General features: G+C 69.2%; 23 protein-coding genes and 1 pseudogene. 15 read left to right on the top strand and 9 right to left on the bottom strand.

Annotated elements, in window-relative coordinates; translation table 11 throughout:
- Nucleotide 1 precedes the first annotated feature (1 nt).
- The gene (locus ABZV40_RS09875; protein ID WP_355438082.1) at nucleotides 2-151 is read left to right on the top strand and encodes a hypothetical protein; all 150 of its coding nucleotides are present in this window, start codon (nucleotides 2-4) and stop codon (nucleotides 149-151) included.
- A 1-nt stretch (nucleotide 152) separates the two neighbouring features.
- Here ABZV40_RS09875 and ABZV40_RS09870 read toward each other — a convergent pair whose 3' ends face one another.
- On the bottom strand, nucleotides 153-749 hold the full coding sequence (locus ABZV40_RS09870; RefSeq protein WP_355438080.1) for an HAD-IA family hydrolase: 597 nt from the start codon (nucleotides 747-749) through the stop codon (nucleotides 153-155).
- A gap of 1 nt (nucleotide 750) precedes the next feature.
- Nucleotides 751-1,752, bottom strand: coding sequence for a GntG family PLP-dependent aldolase (locus ABZV40_RS09865; protein ID WP_355438326.1), 1,002 nt, complete (start codon nucleotides 1,750-1,752; stop codon nucleotides 751-753).
- Between the two features lie 123 nt (nucleotides 1,753-1,875).
- Here ABZV40_RS09865 and ABZV40_RS09860 point away from each other — a divergent pair, with 123 nt between their 5' ends.
- Genes ABZV40_RS09860 through ABZV40_RS09830 form a run of 7 tightly spaced genes read left to right on the top strand, consistent with a single transcriptional unit; the run spans nucleotide 1,876 to nucleotide 7,300 of the window.
- Nucleotides 1,876-2,394: a SigE family RNA polymerase sigma factor gene (locus tag ABZV40_RS09860; RefSeq protein WP_355438078.1), complete on the top strand. Its 519-nt coding sequence runs from the start codon at nucleotides 1,876-1,878 to the stop codon at nucleotides 2,392-2,394.
- A 26-nt stretch (nucleotides 2,395-2,420) separates the two neighbouring features.
- Nucleotides 2,421-3,110, top strand: a complete 690-nt coding sequence (locus tag ABZV40_RS09855) for a hypothetical protein (RefSeq protein ID WP_355438076.1) — start codon at nucleotides 2,421-2,423, stop codon at nucleotides 3,108-3,110.
- A 27-nt stretch (nucleotides 3,111-3,137) separates the two neighbouring features.
- Nucleotides 3,138-3,722 (top strand): TetR family transcriptional regulator C-terminal domain-containing protein, encoded by a 585-nt coding sequence (locus tag ABZV40_RS09850; RefSeq protein WP_355438074.1) that lies wholly within the window; start codon nucleotides 3,138-3,140, stop codon nucleotides 3,720-3,722.
- Between the two features lie 57 nt (nucleotides 3,723-3,779).
- On the top strand, nucleotides 3,780-4,313 hold the full coding sequence (locus ABZV40_RS09845; RefSeq protein ID WP_355438072.1) for a SigE family RNA polymerase sigma factor: 534 nt from the start codon (nucleotides 3,780-3,782) through the stop codon (nucleotides 4,311-4,313).
- Nucleotides 4,310-5,065, top strand: coding sequence for a hypothetical protein (locus ABZV40_RS09840; RefSeq protein WP_355438070.1), 756 nt, complete (start codon nucleotides 4,310-4,312; stop codon nucleotides 5,063-5,065). Before ABZV40_RS09845 ends, ABZV40_RS09840 begins: the two co-directional genes overlap by 4 nt.
- Nucleotides 5,066-5,090: 25 nt before the next feature.
- A complete protein-coding gene (gene purB / locus ABZV40_RS09835) occupies nucleotides 5,091-6,509 on the top strand; it encodes an adenylosuccinate lyase (protein ID WP_355438068.1) in 1,419 nt (472 codons plus the stop codon).
- Entirely contained in the window at nucleotides 6,506-7,300 is a 795-nt protein-coding gene (locus tag ABZV40_RS09830) for an MOSC N-terminal beta barrel domain-containing protein (protein ID WP_355438066.1), read from the top strand. Before purB ends, ABZV40_RS09830 begins: the two co-directional genes overlap by 4 nt.
- Here the strand turns inward: ABZV40_RS09830 and ABZV40_RS09825 are convergent.
- On the bottom strand, nucleotides 7,297-7,689 hold the full coding sequence (locus ABZV40_RS09825) for a hypothetical protein (RefSeq protein WP_355438064.1): 393 nt from the start codon (nucleotides 7,687-7,689) through the stop codon (nucleotides 7,297-7,299). The genes ABZV40_RS09830 and ABZV40_RS09825 overlap by 4 nt on opposite strands.
- Nucleotides 7,690-7,813: 124 nt before the next feature.
- Here ABZV40_RS09825 and ABZV40_RS09820 point away from each other — a divergent pair, with 124 nt between their 5' ends.
- A complete protein-coding gene (locus ABZV40_RS09820) occupies nucleotides 7,814-8,689 on the top strand; it encodes a phosphoribosylaminoimidazolesuccinocarboxamide synthase (RefSeq protein ID WP_355438062.1) in 876 nt (291 codons plus the stop codon).
- 50 nt (nucleotides 8,690-8,739) lie between these two features.
- The gene (locus ABZV40_RS09815) at nucleotides 8,740-9,390 is read left to right on the top strand and encodes a DUF2334 domain-containing protein (RefSeq protein WP_355438060.1); all 651 of its coding nucleotides are present in this window, start codon (nucleotides 8,740-8,742) and stop codon (nucleotides 9,388-9,390) included.
- Here ABZV40_RS09815 and ABZV40_RS09810 read toward each other — a convergent pair.
- Both ABZV40_RS09810 and ABZV40_RS09805 read right to left on the bottom strand, forming a co-directional pair.
- On the bottom strand, nucleotides 9,353-9,976 hold the full coding sequence (locus ABZV40_RS09810) for an MBL fold metallo-hydrolase (protein ID WP_355438058.1): 624 nt from the start codon (nucleotides 9,974-9,976) through the stop codon (nucleotides 9,353-9,355). The two genes, ABZV40_RS09815 and ABZV40_RS09810, sit on opposite strands and share 38 nt — an antisense overlap.
- 125 nt (nucleotides 9,977-10,101) lie before the next feature.
- Nucleotides 10,102-11,082, bottom strand: a complete 981-nt coding sequence (locus ABZV40_RS09805; protein ID WP_355438056.1) for an NAD-dependent epimerase/dehydratase family protein — start codon at nucleotides 11,080-11,082, stop codon at nucleotides 10,102-10,104.
- Here ABZV40_RS09805 and ABZV40_RS09800 point away from each other — a divergent pair.
- From ABZV40_RS09800 to purL, 4 genes are all read left to right on the top strand, one after another.
- Nucleotides 11,081-11,503, top strand: a complete 423-nt coding sequence (locus ABZV40_RS09800; RefSeq protein ID WP_355438054.1) for a hypothetical protein — start codon at nucleotides 11,081-11,083, stop codon at nucleotides 11,501-11,503. The two genes, ABZV40_RS09805 and ABZV40_RS09800, sit on opposite strands and share 2 nt — an antisense overlap.
- Nucleotides 11,504-11,598: 95 nt before the next feature.
- Nucleotides 11,599-11,838: a phosphoribosylformylglycinamidine synthase subunit PurS gene (gene purS / locus ABZV40_RS09795; RefSeq protein ID WP_355438052.1), complete on the top strand. Its 240-nt coding sequence runs from the start codon at nucleotides 11,599-11,601 to the stop codon at nucleotides 11,836-11,838.
- Nucleotides 11,835-12,506: a phosphoribosylformylglycinamidine synthase subunit PurQ gene (gene purQ / locus ABZV40_RS09790; protein ID WP_355438050.1), complete on the top strand. Its 672-nt coding sequence runs from the start codon at nucleotides 11,835-11,837 to the stop codon at nucleotides 12,504-12,506. Before purS ends, purQ begins: the two co-directional genes overlap by 4 nt.
- Nucleotides 12,503-14,755, top strand: coding sequence for a phosphoribosylformylglycinamidine synthase subunit PurL (purL, locus tag ABZV40_RS09785; RefSeq protein ID WP_355438048.1), 2,253 nt, complete (start codon nucleotides 12,503-12,505; stop codon nucleotides 14,753-14,755). The genes purQ and purL overlap by 4 nt, the downstream gene beginning before the upstream one ends.
- Nucleotides 14,756-14,825: 70 nt before the next feature.
- On the opposite strand, the gene ABZV40_RS09780 is transcribed toward purL, so the two are convergent.
- Both ABZV40_RS09780 and ABZV40_RS09775 read right to left on the bottom strand, forming a co-directional pair.
- The gene (locus tag ABZV40_RS09780; RefSeq protein ID WP_355438046.1) at nucleotides 14,826-15,617 is read right to left on the bottom strand and encodes a lysozyme; all 792 of its coding nucleotides are present in this window, start codon (nucleotides 15,615-15,617) and stop codon (nucleotides 14,826-14,828) included.
- Nucleotides 15,618-15,659: 42 nt separating this feature from the next.
- Nucleotides 15,660-16,499, bottom strand: coding sequence for an aldo/keto reductase (locus tag ABZV40_RS09775; RefSeq protein WP_355438044.1), 840 nt, complete (start codon nucleotides 16,497-16,499; stop codon nucleotides 15,660-15,662).
- 78 nt (nucleotides 16,500-16,577) lie between these two features.
- On the opposite strand from ABZV40_RS09775, the pseudogene ABZV40_RS09770 reads away from it, so the two are divergent.
- Nucleotides 16,578-17,381: pseudogene (locus tag ABZV40_RS09770) on the top strand (LysR family transcriptional regulator); the annotation flags it as partial.
- On the opposite strand, the gene ABZV40_RS09765 reads toward ABZV40_RS09770, so the two are convergent.
- Both ABZV40_RS09765 and ABZV40_RS09760 read right to left on the bottom strand, forming a co-directional pair.
- Nucleotides 17,283-18,293, bottom strand: a complete 1,011-nt coding sequence (locus ABZV40_RS09765) for a pentapeptide repeat-containing protein (RefSeq protein ID WP_355438325.1) — start codon at nucleotides 18,291-18,293, stop codon at nucleotides 17,283-17,285. The pseudogene ABZV40_RS09770 and the gene ABZV40_RS09765 sit on opposite strands and share 99 nt — an antisense overlap.
- 34 nt (nucleotides 18,294-18,327) lie before the next feature.
- Nucleotides 18,328-19,200 (bottom strand): hypothetical protein, encoded by an 873-nt coding sequence (locus ABZV40_RS09760; RefSeq protein WP_355438042.1) that lies wholly within the window; start codon nucleotides 19,198-19,200, stop codon nucleotides 18,328-18,330.
- Between the last annotated feature and the right edge of the window lie 18 nt (nucleotides 19,201-19,218).

The raw sequence follows: 19,218 nt of genomic DNA, 5'->3' as shown, positions 1-19,218 counted from the left end.
CGTGTGGGCGATCATCGGCTGGCTGGTGGCGGTCTGGATCGTGCTCGCCGTCGTCGGAGCGGTGGTGAAGGGACTTTTCTGGCTCGCTGTGATCGGAGGAGTGCTCCTCGTGGCCACTGCGGCTTACGGTGCGATCAAATCCAAGCGGTGACCTAGGCGCTGAGGTCGCCGAACTCCGTGCGGAGCTCAACGCGCGCAGCAGCGGCTGACGTCCACAACCGTGCGTCCCAGCCCGCGGCCAGCGCACCGTCCACGTTGGTGGCCCGGTCGTCGAAGAAGATCACGTCGGACGAGCCGATCACGGACTCGACGTGCGTCCAGATCGCCGCGTCCGGCTTCGCGTACCCGAGGTCGCCGGAGAAGACCAGGTGCCGGAAGTGCTTGGCCCACGGCACCTTCTCGGCCAGCCGCGCGAACGTCGCCGGCGCGTTGGACAGCAGCGCCAGCGGCACGCCCAGCGCGTCCAGATCGTCGATGAGGGCAACGGTTTCCGCGACCGGCTCGTCCAGCCAGCCCGCGTTGTCCATCGCGGTCAGCTCGCGCACGGCGGCGGAGTCGAACGTCAACCCGAGCGAGGACCCGATCAACGCCCAGTAGTCCGCGTCCGACCCACCGCGGTCGTAGGCGTCGCGGTCCCAGTAGGCCGCCTCGAACCGCTCCCGCGGCACGCCGAGACGCGCGGCCATCGCGGGGATCGCCGGGTTCCGCTGGCTGATGACCTCGCCGAAGTCGAACACGATCCAGCGCATCTCAGGCGTCCTCTCGCAGTCGGCGCAGCACCTCGGCGATGTCGGACGAGTCCACGTCGCCGTGCGTCACGAACCGAACCTTGCCGGACATCGGACTGGCGAAAACCCCGACATCGCGCAACGACGTCAGCGTCTTGTCCAGGTCCGGCACCGACGCGAGGACGATGTTCGTGGCGGGCTCCGGCACGTCCCACCCCAGCGCGCGCAGTCCCGCCGCCAGTGCGGAGGCGTTGGCGTGGTCGGCGGCCAGCCGGTCGATCCGGTCCAGCGCGACGAGACCGGCGGCGGCCAGCACGCCACCCTGCCGCACCCCGCCGCCGAGCATCTTCCGCACGCGCCGCGCCTCGACCACGAACGAGGCCGACCCGGCCACCACGGACCCGACCGGCGCTCCGAGGCCCTTCGACAGACACACCTGCACGGTGTCCACGCCCACGGTCAGCGCGGCGGGCGGCACGCCGAGCGCCACCGACGCGTTCCACAACCGGGCGCCGTCCAGGTGCACGGCCAGCCCGACGGACCGTGCCGCGGACACCAGCCGTGCGTGCTCATCAGGCTCGGTCAACGTGCCACCGGAGGCGTTGTGCGTGTTCTCCAAGCACAACAACGTGGTCTTCAACCCGTAGTAGGGCGACTCACCACCACCGGCGGCGACCACGGCCTCCGGTGACAGCACTGCGAGCCCGTGGGGCATGCCGCCGGCCAGCCAGGCGGCGGTCCCGAGTTCGGCGTCCAGCACGTGCGCGCCGAGCGGGGCCAGGAACCGGTCACCGCGCTTGAGGTGCAGGAACAACGCGATGAGGTTGCCCATCGACCCGGAGGGGACCCAGAGCGCGGCCTCGACGCCGAGCAACGCGGCCACCCGCTCCTCCAGGGCGGCCATCGTCGGGTCGTGGTCCAGCACGTCGTCGCCGACCTCGGCCGCCGCCATCGCGCGGCGCATCTCCTCGTCCGGCTGGGTGACGGTGTCGGAGCGCAGATCGATGGGGGTCACAAGCCCGATCACATCACATCCGGCGAACGACCGAGGGGGTGATGTAGCTCTCTCCGGTGGTTCGTGCAACCGTTGGTGCCTCAGATTCCGTCCGGTCAGTGCAACTCGAGGAACGAGCGGAGAGCAGTCCGCGTGGATCAGCGCGACGAGCAGGAGTTCGCGGAGTACTTCGTGGCTCGCCGTGAGGCCGTGCGCCGAACGGCATACCTGCTGTGCGGCGACTGGCACCGCGCTGACGACTTCGCGCAGACGGCGTTCGTGGCGGTGCACAGGAGGTGGCGGAAGATCCGGGACAAGCAGGCTCTCGACGCCTACGTGCGGCGCACGCTGGTGCGCGCGGTGATCGACGAGTCGCGCCGTCCGTGGCGGCGCGAGAAGTTCACCGACGAGCTGCCGGAACCGCCGACGACGGACACCGAGGTCGGCGAGACGGTCGCGACGCGCGACGCGTTGATGAAGGGCCTGCGCAGAGTTCCGCCGCGGCAACGGGCGGTGCTCGTGCTGAGGTTCCTCGAAGGCCTCGACGTCACGGCCACGGCCGAGGTGCTGAAGTGCTCGGAAGGAACTGTGAAGAGTCAGACCGCCCGCGGCCTGACCGCGTTGAGGGAAGCTCTCGGTGACGCCATCGACGACCTGCGACCGGCGTCGTGACCACCAGCGGAAGGAGGACGACGTAGATGGACGAGCAGAAGCTCGCGGACCTGTTCCGCGACGCCGCGCACGACGCGCCACCGGCGTCCTTCGACGCGAGTGACGTTCGGACGGCTTCGCGACGCGCCACCCTCCGCAGGCGCAACTCGATCGCCGCCGGCACTACTCTGGTCGTGGTGCTCGGCCTCGGTGGTGTCGTGGCGGGTGCCGGCTGGTTCGGCTCCGAGAAAAGCGCCACCATGAACAGCGCGGGGCCGGGTCAGCAGAAGGACGAGTCGGCCCCGACCGAGCTGATGACCCCGCTGCAGGTCCAACCGAAGACACAAGACTTCCCCGGTGACGCTTCCACGCAGGGAGATGCGTCAACGCCGGGGAGCGCCGGTTTCACGACCGGCGCCCCACGCGCAGTGCAGGGCTGCGCGGCGGTGGACCGAGAGCTCGCAGACGCCCTCGCCGGCGAGCTTTCGGTCTCACCGGGTCTCGCCGAGGCCCCCTCGGTGACCTGTTCCCCCGACTCCCGCGCGGCCACCTTCAAGATCAACGGCGTGACGATCACGGCGATCGTGACGCCGCAGGAGTTCAAGCCGCCGGACGGTGCGCGGACGGAGAAGGCGAAGACCGCCGCGGGCCAGGACCTCTACGTCCTCACGCAGGGCGACGGCGCGCTGAAAGACCAGGTCAGGTCCATCGCGGACGCACTGGCGCCGAGGTTCTGACCACCCGCCCAGTACCCTGGCGCGACTATGACGGCAGCAACCCCCAAGGGTGAGCGCAGGCGGCAGGCGCTCGTCGAAGCCGCGTCCGCACTGCTCGTGGAAGGCGGCTTCGACGCGATCAGGCACCGCGCGGTCGCCGAACGCGCAGGTCTGCCGCTCGCTTCGACCACCTACTACTTCGACTCGCTCGACGAGCTGATCACCGCGGCGGTGGAGTTCCACGGCCGCGGCGAACTGGCGAGCTGCCGCGCCCGCCTGGCCGAGCTCTCGCACGAGCTGTCCGACGAGAACGTGCTGGTCGACCTCGTCCTCGACCTGCTCGTCGGCCAGGACGACACCGACACCGAGACGATGCTGCTGCGCTACGAACGCCTCGTCGCGACCGGCCGCCGCCCGTACCTGCGCCCGTTGATGCGCGTGCTGTCCACGGAGCTGCACGCGCTGATCGCCGACATCTTCGCCCGCTCCGGCCGGAACATCGCCTCCGACCGGGTCGAGGAGCTGATCGCACTGGTCGACGGCGCGATGGTGAACGCGTTCATCGAGCTGAAGCCGGACCCGCGCGGCGTCGCGGCCAGGATGCTCCGAACGGCTCTTTCCCGTCAGGTTTGATGCAACCCCGCGTTCCTCCGATGCGTTCCCCTGGTTGAGGACGCGAGAGGGGATCGCATGCGCAAGGCCGATGAGCAGGGCTTTCGCGAGTTCGCGGCAGCCAATGCCGCGTCTTTGCGACGCACTGCCTATCTGTTCTGTGGCGACTGGCACACGGCAGAGGACCTGATGCAGTCGAGCCTGATGAAGATGTACATGGCCTGGAAGCGCATCAAGGACCTCGACAACCTGATCGCGTACGCCCGCAAGGTGCTGCTGCGCACCTGGCTGGACGAGAAGCGCAGGCCGTGGCGCAGAGCCGAGCAGCGCGACGGGGAGCTGCCGGATGCCGCGGACGTCAGCGTGGATCCCGACACGACCGGCGCGAAGCTGTGGGCCCGTGAGCTGGTGCACACGGCGTTGCTGCAGGTGCCGCCGAGGCAACGGGCGGTGCTCGTCCTGCGTTATTTCGAAGACCTCTCGGTCGCCGAGGTGGCGGTGGCCATGGGGTGCACCGAGGGAACGGTCAAAAGCCAGACGGCGCGCGGCCTCGCGACGTTGCGCGCCATCGTGGAGAAGCTCGACAGCAGTTCGGGGAGGGTCGCGTCGTGAGTGAGCAGGAGATCCGTGAGGGCATGCTGCTGGCCGTCTGGGACGAGCCGCCGCTCGACTTCGACCCGGACGCCCTGATCAGGCGGGTCGAACAGAAAAAAAGTCGGCGACGAGCGCTGGTCGGTGTGGGCGTGGCTACGGCGATGATCGTCGTCACCTCGCTCACGTTGCCCGGCCTGCTGCCGCGCGACCAGGACAGCCAGCTGGGTTCCGGGAGCCAGACGGCCACCTCCGCGCCGCCGAGCGAGTCGGTGGACCAGAAGGCCCAGCGCATCGGGGACGGGCTGGCGGAGAAGCTCGGGCTGAGGATGACCAACCTCAAGGAGGTCTACGCGACCTTCCGCCCCGGCGCGTACGCCTACCAGGCGAACACGTCGAAGACTCTTCCGTCCCGGCCGGGTGACCCCGAGCTGTCCGGCTTCGTCCACCTCACCGACCAGATCGGACCGACGGCGATCCAGGTCATCCTCACCAAGGACAAGTCCCTCGAGCGGATGCTCTGCATGGGCGCGTCCACGTGCCACGACGTGAAGCAGAACGACGGCACGACCGTCACCGAGGCCGAGTACACCGACGGTGGCCCGGACATCACGCGGGCCGTGTCGCTGCGCAAGTTCCAGAGCGGGTACTACGCGCAGATCTCCAGCTTCAGCTACAACCCGGCGACGAACCAGGGGCTGAGGCAGACCGTGCCGGTGCCCGTGGCGGTCCTCACAGACCTGGTCACGAGCCCCGGCATCGCCTGGCAGTGAGGTCGAGGTGCACTAACCTGACGGGGTGAGCAAGCCGCGCATCGCCAACGTCCTCGCAGGTCGCTACGCCTCCACGTCGCTGGCGACGCTCTGGTCGGCAGAGCACAAGATCGTGCTGGAGCGCCAGCTCTGGCTCGCCGTGCTGCGGGCGCAGGCGGCCGCGGGCATCGACGTGCCGGCCGGTGCGATCGCCGACTACGAGCGCGTGCTGGAGCAGGTCGACCTGGAGTCGATCGCCGCGCGTGAGCGGGTGACGCGGCACGACGTGAAGGCGCGCATCGAGGAGTTCAACGCGCTGGCGGGCCACGAGCAGGTCCACAAGGGCATGACCTCGCGCGACCTGACCGAGAACGTCGAGCAGCTGCAGGTGCTGCGGTCGCTGGAACTCATCAGGTCCAAGGTCGCGGCGGTGCTCGGACGGCTGGCGCGGCTCGCGGCCGAGCACTCCGACCTGGTCATGGCCGGTCGTTCGCACAACGTGGCGGCGCAGGCCACGACGCTGGGCAAGAGGTTCGCGACCGGCGCGGACGAGCTGCTGGTGGCGTTCAGCAGGCTGGACGAGCTGATCGCGCGCTACCCGTTGCGCGGCATCAAGGGCCCGGTCGGCACCGCCCAGGACATGCTCGACCTGCTCGGCACGCCAGAGAAGCTGGAGGAGCTGGAGCGCACGGTCGCGGGCCACCTCGGCTTCGAGCGCGTGCTGACGTCGGTCGGCCAGGTGTACCCGCGTTCGCTCGACTTCGACGTGGTGTCCACGCTCGTGCAGCTCGCCGCGGCGCCGTCGTCGGTGGCGAAGACCATCCGCCTGATGGCCGGCCACGAGCTCGTGACCGAGGGCTTCAAGCCCGGCCAGGTCGGCTCCAGCGCGATGCCACACAAGATGAACACCCGCTCGTGCGAGCGCGTGAACGGCTTCGCGGTGATCCTGCGCGGTTACCTGTCGATGGTCGGCGAGCTCGCGGGCGACCAGTGGAACGAGGGCGACGTGTCGTGCTCGGTGGTCCGCCGGGTCGCGCTGCCGGACGCGTTCTTCGCGTTCGACGGGCTGCTGGAGACGTTCCTGACGGTGCTGGACGAGTTCGGTGCCTACCCGGCGGTGGTCGCGCGTGAGCTCGACCGCTACCTGCCGTTCCTCGGCACGACCAAGGTGCTGATGGCGGCCGTGCGTGCGGGTGTCGGCCGCGAGACCGCGCACGAGGCCATCAAGGAGAACGCGGTGGCCGTGGCGCTGGCGATGCGCGAGGAGGGGCTCGCGCAGAACGACCTGCTGGACCGGCTGGCCGCGGACTCCCGCCTGCCGCTCGACCGAGCCGCGCTGGACGCGCTGCTGGCCGACCGCCTGTCGTTCACCGGCGTGGCGTCGGCCCAGGTGGCGTCCGTGGTGGAGCAGGTCGCCGCGGTCGTCGACAAGTACCCGGCGTACGAGCCGGAGCCGATTCTGTGATCGTTTCCGGCCTGCACGTCTATCCGGTCAAGGGCTGCGGCGGCTACTCGGTCGCCTCGTCGCCCGTTGATCTCACGGGGTTGCGCGGCGACCGGATGATGATGCTGGTCGACGCCGACGGCACGTTCCTGTCGCAGCGCAAGGTCCCGGCGATGGCAGCACTGCACCCGTACCTCATGGACTCCGCGCTGGTGCACGGCGGGCAGTCGTTCCCGATCGTCGCGGACGGGCCGCGGGTTCCCGTGGTCGTGCACAAGTGGCAGGGCTTCGGCATCGACCAGGGAGACGCCGCCGCCGCGTCCTTCTCCGACGCGCTCGGGATGTCCGTGCGGCTCGTGCGGACGCCGCCGGACCTGCGCCGCGAGTCGGGCGGGAGGACGGCGGGCCTGGTCGGGTACGCCGACGCGCACGCGGTGCTGATGATCTCGCTGTCCTCGTTGGACGGACTGAACGCGCGGATTCTGCAGCGCGGCGGTGGCCCGGTGCCGATGAACCGGTTCCGCCCCAACATCGTCGTGTCCGGGTGGCCCGAACCGCACACCGAGGACCGGGTGCGGCGTGCGGTGATCGGTGACGTGGAACTGGGCTACGCCAAGGACTGCGTGCGGTGCGCCGTGCCGATGGTCGACCAGGAGACGGGCCGCAAGGACGGTCCTGAACCGACCAGGACGCTCGCCACCTACCGGCGTGACCCGGACGGCGGTGTGACCTTCGGGATGAAGGCGGCCGTCGTCGCCACCGGCACGATCGCGGTCGGCGACAAGATCGACGTGCTGGAGTGGGCCGCCTAGACCTTGTGCCAGCGCAGGCGGTCGCCGCGCTGGGGGTCCTTCTGGCACACCAGCGGTTCGCCGAGCGGACCGATACCGCTCGCACCCTCGGGATCGCACGGCGCGCCCTCGTTGACCAGCAGGCCCTGCTGCGGCGGCGTGGACGGCGTCGTGGACTGCTGCGCGGGCGGTGGCGTCTGCACGGTCGGCGGCTTCGGCCGGGTGGTCGTCGTGGTGGCAGTCGTCGTCGAGGTGCTGACCGAGGTGTCGGTGAGGTCCGGGGTCGGCACGATGCTGACCGACTGGTGTGAGGGCGTGTTCTGTGAGCTCGTCGCGGGGGACGAGATGGGGCTGGAGTCGAAGCTCCACCCCACCACTCCCAGCACGACGAGCAGGCCGATGCTGGCCAAAATGGGAACCCATAACGCCTTACGGGTGAACACGGGTGCACTGTAGGCGTCGGTGAAATCGATCTGCAGTGGAGCAAGGGGTGTGCATCCGGTTGCCGGAACCCGTGCACGTACGCTGGTCAGCGTGCCTACGCTCGCTGACTACCAGCACGTCGCCCGCGGCAAGGTTCGTGAGCTCTACGACGTCGACGACGAGCTGCTGCTGTTCGTCGCGTCCGACCGGATCTCCGCCTATGACCACGTTCTGAGCACCGAGATTCCGGACAAGGGCCGGGTCCTGACCGCGATGAGCGTGTTCTGGTTCGAGCGGCTCACCCCGAACCACCTCGTCGCCTACGACGACCCGCGCATCCCCGCCGAGGTGCGCGGCCGGGCGTTGCTGGTGCGCAAGCTCAAGATGGTCGACGTCGAGTGCGTGGCGCGCGGGTACCTGACCGGTTCCGGCATGGCCGACTACACCGCCACGGGCGCGGTGTGCGGGATCGAGCTGCCGGCCGGGCTGGTGGAGGCCTCCGAGCTGAACCCGCCGATCTTCACGCCCGCGTCGAAGGCCGAGATCGGGGCACACGACGAGAACGTGTCGTTCGAGGTCATCGCGGCGAAGCACGGTGTCGAGCTGGCGTCGAAGCTGCGCGACCGCACGATCGAGCTGTACAGCGAGGCGCGCGCGTACGCGTTGACGCGCGGTCTGATCCTGGCGGACACGAAGTTCGAGTTCGGGTTGGACTCGTCGGGTGAGCTGGTGCTGGCCGACGAGGTGTTCACGCCGGACTCGTCGCGGTACTGGCCGGCCGAGGGCTACGAACCGGGGCGCGTGCAGCCGTCGTTCGACAAGCAGTACGTGCGCGACTGGCTGACCTCGCCGGCGTCCGGGTGGGACCGCAAGAGCGACACCCCGCCGCCCCCGCTGCCTGCGGACGTCGTCGAAGCCACCCGCAAGAGGTACGTGGAGGCGTACGAGCGGCTCACCGGCCGGTCTTTCGCTGACTGGCTCGCCTGAGTTGGTTCTGGTTTCACGCGGATGTCACCACGGCGTGGCGCACTCAGAGCGTGCATTCACAGCTCGTGGTCTCACTGTCCGGCATCGGTCCGCAGACACTCGACCGATGCGCTGATCTCGCCGCGGCCCTCGACCCGCGGAAGGTGCCGTTGTCGCTGCTCGTGGTCCCCCGCGAGCTCGGCGAGGCACAGGAATGGGTGCGTCGGCGCGTCTCCTCGGGCGACGCCGTCGTGCTGTACGGCCTCGGCCAACGGCGGCTACCTGCCTATGAGGCGGGGTTGTTGTTGACGGGCGCCCGTGTGCAGATGGAAGCCATCGGGCTCAACGCCGACACGTTCGCGCCACGTCGGTGCGTGGCGTCGCCCGGCACGTTGATCGCGCTGGCCAAGCACCGCTTCAACCGCTGCGCCGACGCCCACGCCGTCCGCGAGATCGGCACGGGCCTCGCGACGATCGGCCGCCTGCACGCGCTGACCGAGCGCAGCAGCTTCGGTGAGCTGCGGTCGCTCGCGCTGGTCTACGCGACGGCCCGGTCCGCGCGCCGCGGTGGCCTGACCAGGATCACCGTCGACGCCCGTGACCTGCACCGGCCCGGTGCGCGACAGGCCGTGCTCGACGCCGTGGACATCGCACTCGCCCACGACGCCGCGCCGACCACCTACGTCAGACTGCCGTCTCCTCGGCAGGCGTCAGCGGCCTGACCTCGGTGCCGTCCGGCTTGAGCATGTCGAAGATCCGGTAGGCGTTCTCCGGCATCGACAGCAGCTTCTCGTGGATCGGCACCGCCACGCGCGGCTTGATCGCGCGCATGAAGTCGACGGCCTCGCCGAGCCGCAGCCACGGCGCACCGGTGGGCAGTCCGAGCACGTCGATGTCCTCGTCCGGCACGAACAGCGAGTCGCCGGGGTGGTAGAACGCGCCGTCACCGATCACGTAGGCGGTGTTCGGCACGATCGGGATGTCCTCGTGGATCATCGCGTGCCTGCCGCCGACGACCTTGACCGTCGTGTCGCCGACCTTGAGGACGTCACCGGGCCGGGCGACCGTCGGGTTCTCGACGCTGGGCGCCGATCCCTCGTCCACGATCAGCTGCGCCTGCGGGTTGGCCGCGAGCAGCTTCGGCAGCCGTTCGACGTCCAGGTGGTCGTAGTGCTGATGCGTGATCAGCACGGCGTCCAGGTCCTGCACGTCCTCGAACCCGGCGGAGAACGTGCCGGGGTCGATCAGGATGCGCGTCGACCCGGTGTCCAGAAGCGCGCAGGCGTGACCGAAATGGACAACTCGCACGGATTCCTCCATTGCCGACTCTTGGCGGACTGACACGAACCGGGAGTTCGATCTTCGTCGACGGCGACTCCCGACGCGACCGGTTTCCCGGCGATGTCCGTGACAGGCTGTCGTCGCCGCGCAGATCAGCTCACTGCGGTGAGGATCTCCTGCTCCTCTTCCCGCGTGAGCCCGGCCTTGCGGGGCCGGTCCAGCCCGAGGCCGCGCTCGTACTCCAGCGAGTCGAGCGCGGTCTCGGCGAGCGGCCTGACCCGCAGCCCGTTCGCCAGCGCGTTGCTCACGTCGCGGCCGACCATCTTGGCCCACTCCCGCGGCAGCCACAGCGGCAACGACCGCGGCCCCGCCCACGGGTTGATCTCCAGCTGCTGCAGCACGCTCTCCGGCACGCTGACGATCTGCGTCCCCGGCGCCGCGGTGGCCCCGGCGATCTCCCCGATCGCCATCTGGAACGGCATGACCGGCCCGGTCGAGTCGTACGTGCCCGTGACCCGCTCCTCGGCCGCGAACACGATCCACTGCGCCAGGTCGCGCACGTCGATGTGCTGGAACCCGAGGTCAGGACTGTCCGGCACCACGACCCTGCCGCCCTGCGCCATCCGCGCGGGCCAGTAGCCGAACCTGTCGCTCGGGTCGTCCGGCCCGGTGATCAGGCCGGCCCTGACGATGAACTCCCGGCCCGCGACCGCTTCCCTGACCGCGTTCTCGCTCGCGACCTTCACGCTGCCGTACCGCTCGGGGGTGAACTCCTGCGTCGGATCGTCTTCGAGCGGCGGCAGCAGCTCGTCGCTGCCCGTGCCGTGGTCCGCGTAGACCGAGATGCTCGACACGAACGTCCAGTGCGGCGTCGTCGCGCCGAACGCCTCCAACGCGTCCCGCACCCAGTTCACCGAGTACTTGGACACGTCGATCACCGCGTCGAACTGCTCGCCCGCCAGCTGGTCGAACGCACCGGGCCGGTTCCTGTCGATCGAGATGAGCCGTGCGCCGTCGGGGACCTCACCCGACGCACCGCGGGCGCCGCAGAGCACCTCGTGGCCCCGGCGCACCGCCTCCGCGGTGATCGCCTTGCTGAGGAACACGGTTCCGCCGAGCACCAGGATCTTCATGATTCCCAGCATCCGTGGGCCGGGCCGGTATGGCCACCGGTCTCGCTTTCGGCGTAACGCCTCGATCGGTTGGACGTGGCGAAACAACACGTACCTGCTGGTGGTGGCCGTGGTGCCGCCTGGCCGGCTGCACAAGTTCCGGAAAGCCCTGCGCTGTCTGCTGATGCCGGGACAGCGGGAGCTGCGTTGCAGGAAGGAGACTCCCGGCCGCCGCAAAGCGATCGCGTCCCGGCTGGTGGAAGAGAAGGTCTCCGTGCGGCTGTACAAGCGCAGCTGTGATGAGGGTGATGAGCAGGCACGCCAAGCGCGCCTTCGGCGGCTCGTCGAGGATCTGCTGACAGTCTTACGGGCCTCGGCGACTCCATCTGTACCAAACCGTCCGCCGAGGCAAGCTCGTTCACTCGATGGCGCGGCCTGGTGAAGATGTGCCGCCGACCACGTGTCGACGAGATGAAGCCCCAGGTCAGGTAGGGTCTCGGAGTACCGCCAGCCCCTCGAACCCGGGAGCAGTCTGTCGTGGCCCGAGTCGTCGTCGACGTCATGCCGAAGCCCGAAATCCTCGACCCGCAAGGCCAGGCGGTGGCGAACGCGCTGCCGCGTCTTGGCTTTGACGGCATCACCGCCGTCCGCCAGGGCAAGCACTTCGAGCTGGAGGTCGCCGACGACGTCGACGACGCCACGCTCGCCAAGATCGCCGAGTCGTTCCTCGCCAACCCCGTGATCGAGGACTGGACCGTGCGCAGGGTCGAGGCATGAGGGTCGGTGTCATCACCTTCCCCGGCACGCTCGACGACGTCGACGCGCAGCGGGCCGTCAGGTACGCCGACGGCGAGGCCGTGCCGTTGTGGCACGGGGATCACGACCTCAAGGGCGTTGACGCGGTCATCGTGCCCGGTGGGTTCTCGTACGGCGACTACCTGCGGTGCGGTGCCATCGCGCGGTTCGCGCCCGTCATGCAGGAAGTGATCGAGGCCGCGAACAAGGGGATGCCGGTTCTGGGCATCTGCAACGGCTTCCAGATCCTCGCCGAGGCGCACCTGTTGCCGGGTGCGCTGGTCCGCAACCACAAACTGCACTTCGTGTGCCGCGACCAGTGGTTGAAGGTCGAGAACAACACCACGGCCTGGACCACTCGCTACGACAAGGGCGCGGAGATCCTCGTGCCGCTGAAGTCCGGCGAGGGCGGTTACCAGGCCGACGAGGACACCCTCAAGGAGCTCGAAGACAACGGCCGAGTGGTGTTCCGGTACGTCGGCGAGAACCCGAACGGCAGCCGCAACGACATCGCGGGCATCACCAACGCCAAGGGCAACGTCGTCGGCCTCATGCCGCACCCCGAGCACGCCATCGACGCGCTCACCGGACCGACCGACGACGGACTGGGCATGTTCCTGTCCCTGCTCGACCTGGTGGTGAAGGCGTGATCGACACCGTCAAGAACGCGGAAGCGACGCCGGACCAGGAGCAGCCCTACAAGGAGCTGGGCCTGAAGGACGACGAGTACGCGCGCATCAGGGAAATCCTCGGCCGCAGGCCGACCGACGCCGAGCTCGCGATGTACTCGGTCATGTGGAGCGAGCACTGCTCCTACAAGTCGTCCAAGGTGCACCTGAAGTACTTCGGCGAGACGACGACCGAGGAGATGCGCGGCAAGATGCTCGCGGGCATCGGTGAGAACGCCGGCGTCGTCGACATCGGTGACGGCTGGGCGGTCACGTTCAAGGTCGAGAGCCACAACCACCCGTCGTACGTCGAGCCCTACCAGGGTGCGGCCACGGGCGTCGGCGGCATCGTGCGCGACATCCTCGCCATGGGGGCCCGGCCGCTCGCGGTCATGGACCCGCTGCGGTTCGGCAATCCGGACGCGCCGGACACGAAGCGGGTTCTGCCCGGCATCGTCGCGGGGGTCGGCGGGTACGGGAACTGCCTCGGCCTGCCGAACATCGGCGGCGAGGTCGTGTTCGACGAGTCGTACCAGGGCAACCCGCTGGTCAACGCGCTGTGCGTCGGCGCGATGCGAGTCGAGGACCTGCACCTCGCGCACGCGAGCGGCACCGGCAACAAGGTCATCCTGTACGGCGCGCGCACGGGCCTCGACGGCATCGGTGGCGTCTCGGTGCTGGCGAGCGAGACGTTCGACGACAGCGCGGGCAAGCGCAAGAAGCTGCCGAGCGTCCAGGTCGGCGACCCGTTCACGGAGAAGGTGCTGATCGAGTGTTCGCTGGAGCTCTTCGAGAAGGGCCTCGTCGTGGGCATCCAGGACCTCGGCGGCGCCGGGCTGTCCTGCGCCACGAGCGAGCTGGCGTCCGCCGGTGACGGTGGCATGCACGTGTACCTCGACCGCGTGCCGCTCAGGGCCACCGGCATGACCCCGGCCGAGATCCTCTCCAGCGAGTCCCAGGAACGCATGTGCGCGGTCGTCGAGCCGGGCGACGTCGAGGCGTTCCTGGAGGTCTGCCGGAAGTGGGACGTCATCGCCACCGAGATCGGTGAGGTCACCGACGGCGACCGCCTGGTGATCACCTACCACGGCGAGGTCGTCGTGGACGTGCCGCCGCGGACCGTCGCCCACGAAGGCCCGGTCTACCACCGTCCGATCGAGCGCCCGGCCGACCAGGACGAGCTGCAGGCGAACACGCCGGACTCGCTCGAACGGCCGGACGACCTGCTGGAACTGATCAAGGTCATGGCGGCCAGCCCCAACCTGGCCTCCAGGAAGTGGGTCACGCAGCAGTACGACCGGTACGTCCGGGGCGGCACGGTGCTCGCGCAGCCCAGCGACGGCGGCATGATCCGGATCGACGAGGAGACCGGCCGCGGTGTCGCTCTCTCGACGGACTGCAACGGCCGCTACACCAAGCTCGACCCGTACGAGGGTGCACGACTCGCGCTGGCCGAGGCCTACCGCAACGTCGCGGTCACGGGTGCCACCCCGGTCGCCGTCACGAACTGCCTCAACTTCGGCTCGCCGGAGGACCCGGCGGTCATGTGGCAGTTCGAGCAGGCCGTGAAGGGTCTCGCGGACGGCTGCGCGGAGCTCGGCATCCCGGTGACCGGCGGCAACGTCAGCTTCTACAACCAGACCGGCTCCACGGCGATCCTGCCGACGCCGGTCGTGGGCGTGCTGGGCGTGATCGACGACGTGCGCCGCCGCATCCCCACCGGGATCGGGGCCGAGGCCGGTGAGACGCTGCTGCTGCTCGGCGAGACGAAACCCGAGTTCGGCGGCTCGGAGTGGGCCCACCACGTGCACGGTCACCTGGGCGGTCTGCCGCCGAAGGCCGACCTGAAGCGGGAGAAGCTGCTCGGCGAGATCCTCGTCGCGGGTTCCCGTGACGGCATGGTCTCCGCCGCGCACGACCTCTCCGAGGGCGGCCTGGCCCAGGCGCTGGTGGAGACGTGCCTGATCGGTGAGACGGGCGCGCGGGTGTTCCTGCAGGGCGACCTGTTCACCGAGCTGTTCAGCGAGTCGGCCGGACGCGTGCTGGTCGCCGTGCCGCGGACCGAGGAGCAGCGCTTCACCGACATGTGCACCGCGCGCCGCCTGCCGTGGCGCAAGGTCGGCGTCGTCGACCCGGAGTCGAAGGCGCTGGAGATCCAGGGCCTGGGCGAACTCACCCTGGCTGAGCTCCGCGAGGCCTGGGAGGGCACCCTCCCGGCCCTGTTCGACTGATTTCACGGAACGCGGGGGCCCCACGTTTCCTCCAGGGGAACGCGGGGCCCCGCGTTCCTCGAAGCCGGCGTCAAGAGGCGGCGACGCGTTGCAGCTGGTCGAACTTGCCGTTGAACAGGTTCTGGTCGCCGGGGAAGAGCCCGGCCGCCTGCCACTGCCAGATGGTGTGGAAGTCGAAGCCGAGAGGTAGTGGCCCGAGCTTCGAGTTGTACTGCGCGATCCACAGCGGGTTGTTGTCGCCGAACTTCACCGAGCCGCCGACGCACTTGTTCCACCAGCTCGTGGACGTGTAGATGGTCGGATGACGCTTGGTGCGCGTGAACACCGTGTCGCTGAACGACTTCACCCAGGCGGTCATCGCGGCCTGGTCCATGCTGTAGCAGGTGTCGCCGTACGGGTTGTACTCCAGGTCCAACGCCGGCGGCAGCGTCCTGCCGTCGGGTGACCAGCCGCCGCCGTTGTTGACGAAGAAGTTCGCCTGTGCGGCGCCGTCGGACCGGTCCGGCAGGGCGAAGTGGTACGCGCCGCGGATCATGCCGACGTCGTAGGAACCGTTGTACTGCTGGGTGAACTTCGGGTTCCGGTACTGGGTGCCCTCGGTCGCCTTGACGTAGGCGAACCGGGCTCCTTTGTCCCTCGAGGACTTCCAGTCGACGTCGCCCTGGTGACTGCTGACGTCCATACCGGGAACCTTGCCGTCTGTCGGCGGGTCCTCCGCTGTTCGGAGATCACCGGTGCCTTCGTGTTTGAGGATCTGGGAGCCCGCCGTGTGGTCCGCGGAGCCCTCGGGCAAGGGCGCCGCGGACGCGGGGGCCGGCGAGAGGCCGGCGACGATCGCCACGATGCTGATCAAGGTCCGCATGGACTAGATCGTGCGACCATTTGTCCTAATTTGCCACCGGGATCACCCGTCCAGGCGGGTCAACTCGTCCTCGGTCAACTCCAGGTGGGTGGCCGCGGCGGAATCGCGGATGCTCGCGGGCCGGGAAGCACCCGGAATGGGGATCACCACTTCGGACTTCGCCAGCATCCACGCGAGACACACCTGGTGCGGGCTCACGCCGTGGGCGTCACCGACCTCCTTGAACGGTCCGGCCAGCGCACCCGCCTTGCTGATGCCGCCGAACGGGCTCCACGGCAGGAACGCGATGCCGAGCTTGTCGCACAGCTCCAGCTCCGGCTCGCTCGACCGGAACGACGGCGAGAACTGGTTCTGCACGGCCGCCAGCCGCCCGCCGAGGATGTCGTTGGCCTGCACGATCTCGTCCGGGTTGAAGTTCGAGACACCGGCGTAGCGGATCTTGCCGTTGTCCAGCAGCTCCTTGAGCACCCCGACCGACTCGGCGATCGGCACCTTCGGGTCCGGCCGGTGGAACTGGTACAGGAAGATCTGGTCGACACCGAGCCGCCGCAACGACGCGTCGACGGCCTTGCGCAGGTACTCCGGGCGTCCGTCGAGGCCCCAGCCACCGCCCGGCACGCGGGTGTGACCGCCCTTGGTCGCCACGAACACCTCTTCCGAACGGCCGCGCAGCGCCTCGGCGATCAGCTCCTCGTTGTGGCCGAAGTCGCTGTCGTCGAGCGAGTAGGCGTCGGCGGTGTCGATGAACGTCACGCCCGCGTCGAGCGCGGCGTGGACGGTCTCGATCCCCTGCGCGCGGTCCGGCCGTCCCTTGATGGAGACGGGCATGCCGCCCAGGCCGATGGCGCTGACTTCCACTTCTCCGATACGACGCTTCTGCATGAATCCCACTCTGGCCCACACCGATTAAGCTGTCCAACGCAAAGAAGTGATCCCATTGAGCACTGCGGGTGATGAATCGTGGAACTCAGGCAGCTGGAGCACTTCCTCGCGGTGGCCGACGAATCCCACTTCACGCGGGCCGCCCGCCGGATGCACGTCTCCCAGTCGGGTCTCTCGGCGTCGATCCGGGCGCTGGAGGTCGAGCTCGGCGCACCGCTGTTCCTGCGCACCACTCGCCAGGTCGAGCTGACCCAGGCCGGACGGGCGCTGCTGCCCGAGGCACGCCGGGCGTTGAGCAGCGTCGAGTCGGCCAGGGACGCCGTCGCCGCGGTGCAGGGGCTGCTGCGCGGCATGTTGTCGGTCGGCAGCCTGCAGTGTCTGCACGTGGTGCACCTGCCCGCGGTGCTGTCGCGGTTCCACGAGCTGCACCCCGGCGTGGAGATCAGGATGCGGCAGTCCGGCAACGCCGAGCTGGTCGAGGAGGTCCGCGCGGGACGGCTCGACGTCGCGTTCGTCGCGCGTCAGCCGAAGATCGCCGACGACCTGCGGGTGTCCACTTTGGCCAGTGAACCGCTGGTGCTCGCGTGTGCGCCGGAGAACCCGTTGGCGGGCCAGGAGTCCGTCGCGCTGGGAGAGCTCGCCGGGCAGCCGTTCGTCGACTTCAACCCGGACTGGGGCACCCGCGACGAGGTCGACCGCGCGCTCGCCGCGGCCGGGGTCGAGCGGCACGTCGCCGTGGAGGTCAACGACGTGCACTCGCTGCTCGACTTCGTCGGGTTCGGCCTAGGCGTCGCGCTGGTCCCGCAGTCCTTCGCCGTCAAGACCGACCGCGCCCGCTTCGTCGGTCTTCGCGGAGACCTTCCCGTCGCCGAGACCGTCGCCGTCACCCCGAACACCGTCAGCGCCGCCGCGAGCGTCCTGCTCGACATGGTCGCCGAGGCCCGCTCCGGCCGCCTCCGTGCTGCCGGTTAGCTGCCAGCCGAGGTGCCGGGTGCGCATCGCCGTGCCGGGCAGCAACTCCAGCTCGCCGACCTGCTTCGGCGGTGGCGGGTCGACGAGAGCCAGGAACGTGCCGACGGTGGCCGCGCGGAAGTCCACCTCGCGCTTGAACGTGACCTCGGTGAACGCGAGGCCGCCCTCCAGCTTCGCGTCCGTCAGGGAAAGCCGCCCGTGGAAGGTCGCGCCGGAGAACAACGCGGGTTTCCGCACGTGCAGCTCCCGGAACTCGGTGATCCCGTAGAACTGCGCGCGGCGGGCGGTGAACCTGTGCACCCGCCTGCCGTCCAGCCTGAAGTACTCCAGCGCGGCCCCGGTGAGGTCGAGGTCGAAGTACTCCTTCTTCTTGTCGCCCCAGGACAGCAGATCGCGGATCAGCCGTTGGGCGGTGCGCCGGACCTGCTGTTCCTGCTGTTCCTCCAGGGTGAGGTTCTCGGGGAGCTTCGTGTCCGGATCGGCGCCGTCGAGTGCCCACGAGGCGTGGACGAACGGCCGGCGCAGGTACGCGCACAGGACGTCGATCACCGTCTGCTTGTAGCGCGGCGTGGATTTCGCCAGCCACACCAGCGAATGCATCGCACCCACCCGCACCTGGTCGGCCTCGTTGCCGAGCATCTCGACCGAACGCGCGAACCGCTCGTCGGCGACCTTCTCGCTCTCCAGCCAGTGCTTGCGATCGTTGAGCCACAACGCGTACAGCGCCACGACGGCACCGCCCGCGACTCCGGCGGTCTTCACGATGTCGACGGGCGGCGCCTTGAACCACCAGAGGAGTGCCGCGGTGGCCGCGGTGACCACGGCCGCGGAGAGGACCGCGAGCAGCCACTTCACGTCAGTTCCTCCACGCTTCGGGCAGTTCCGGGTCGACCGCGAACGTACAGCCGTCCGCCTTCACGTCCGCCCACTCCGAGCCCGCGAACTTGGTCTCGCCGCCGAACTTCGTGTCCGTGAACAGCGCGGTCCCGGTGGACTTGAACCGGCTGAACCACGCCTTGCCGCGGATTTCCGTGTGCTGCACCTGGAACCGGCCGTTCGCGGTGGCCTCGGTGACGTAGAAGTGGCCGTGGATCAGCATGTGGTGGAAGGAGTTCGACTCCTCGAAGTGCGCGACCCGCAGGTAGAGGTCGCCGACCTGCCGGTAGGACAGGTCCATGAACTCGAGATGGGCCTTGGTCAGGTTGAGGTCGTACCTCGGCGCGTTCTCCTGGTCCCGGCGCGGCAGCAGGTCCTCGATCAGCCGTTGCGAGGTCAGCCGCACCTCCAGCTCGATCTCGGTCGGCTCGTCGTCCTTCTCGTGCCGGAACGGCCGCCGCAGATAGGCGCAGAGGATGTCCAGCACGGTCTGCTTGTAGTCCTCGGGCCTGGACTTGGCCAGGCCGGCGAGCGCGTGCATCGCGCCCACGCGCACCTGTGCCGCGTCGTGCCCCAGCAGCTCCACAGCGCGCGCGAACCGTTCGTCGGCCACGCGGGACCGGTCGTGGTCGATGCGCTGGCTTTCGAGCTCCTGACGGGCCTCTTCGACCTTGCGGCGGCGGTCGTTGAGCCACAACGCGTAGAGCGCCACGATCGCGCCGCCCGCCAGCCCGCCCGTCTTGATCGCCTCGTGCTTCGGCGCGCCGGGATCGATGATCAACAATGTGCCGCCGACCAGCAGAAACGCCGCCAACGAGGCGAGAATGGTGGACAGCAGCAAACTTTTCCTCACGAGGTCGGCATTCTGCCA

It is taken from the genome of Lentzea sp. NPDC004782, from assembly GCF_040609115.1.
Taxonomy (GTDB): Bacteria; Actinomycetota; Actinomycetes; order Mycobacteriales; family Pseudonocardiaceae; genus Lentzea.
Note: the sequence above shows the minus strand (reverse complement) of the source record. Positions and strands in the feature narration are given on the sequence as shown.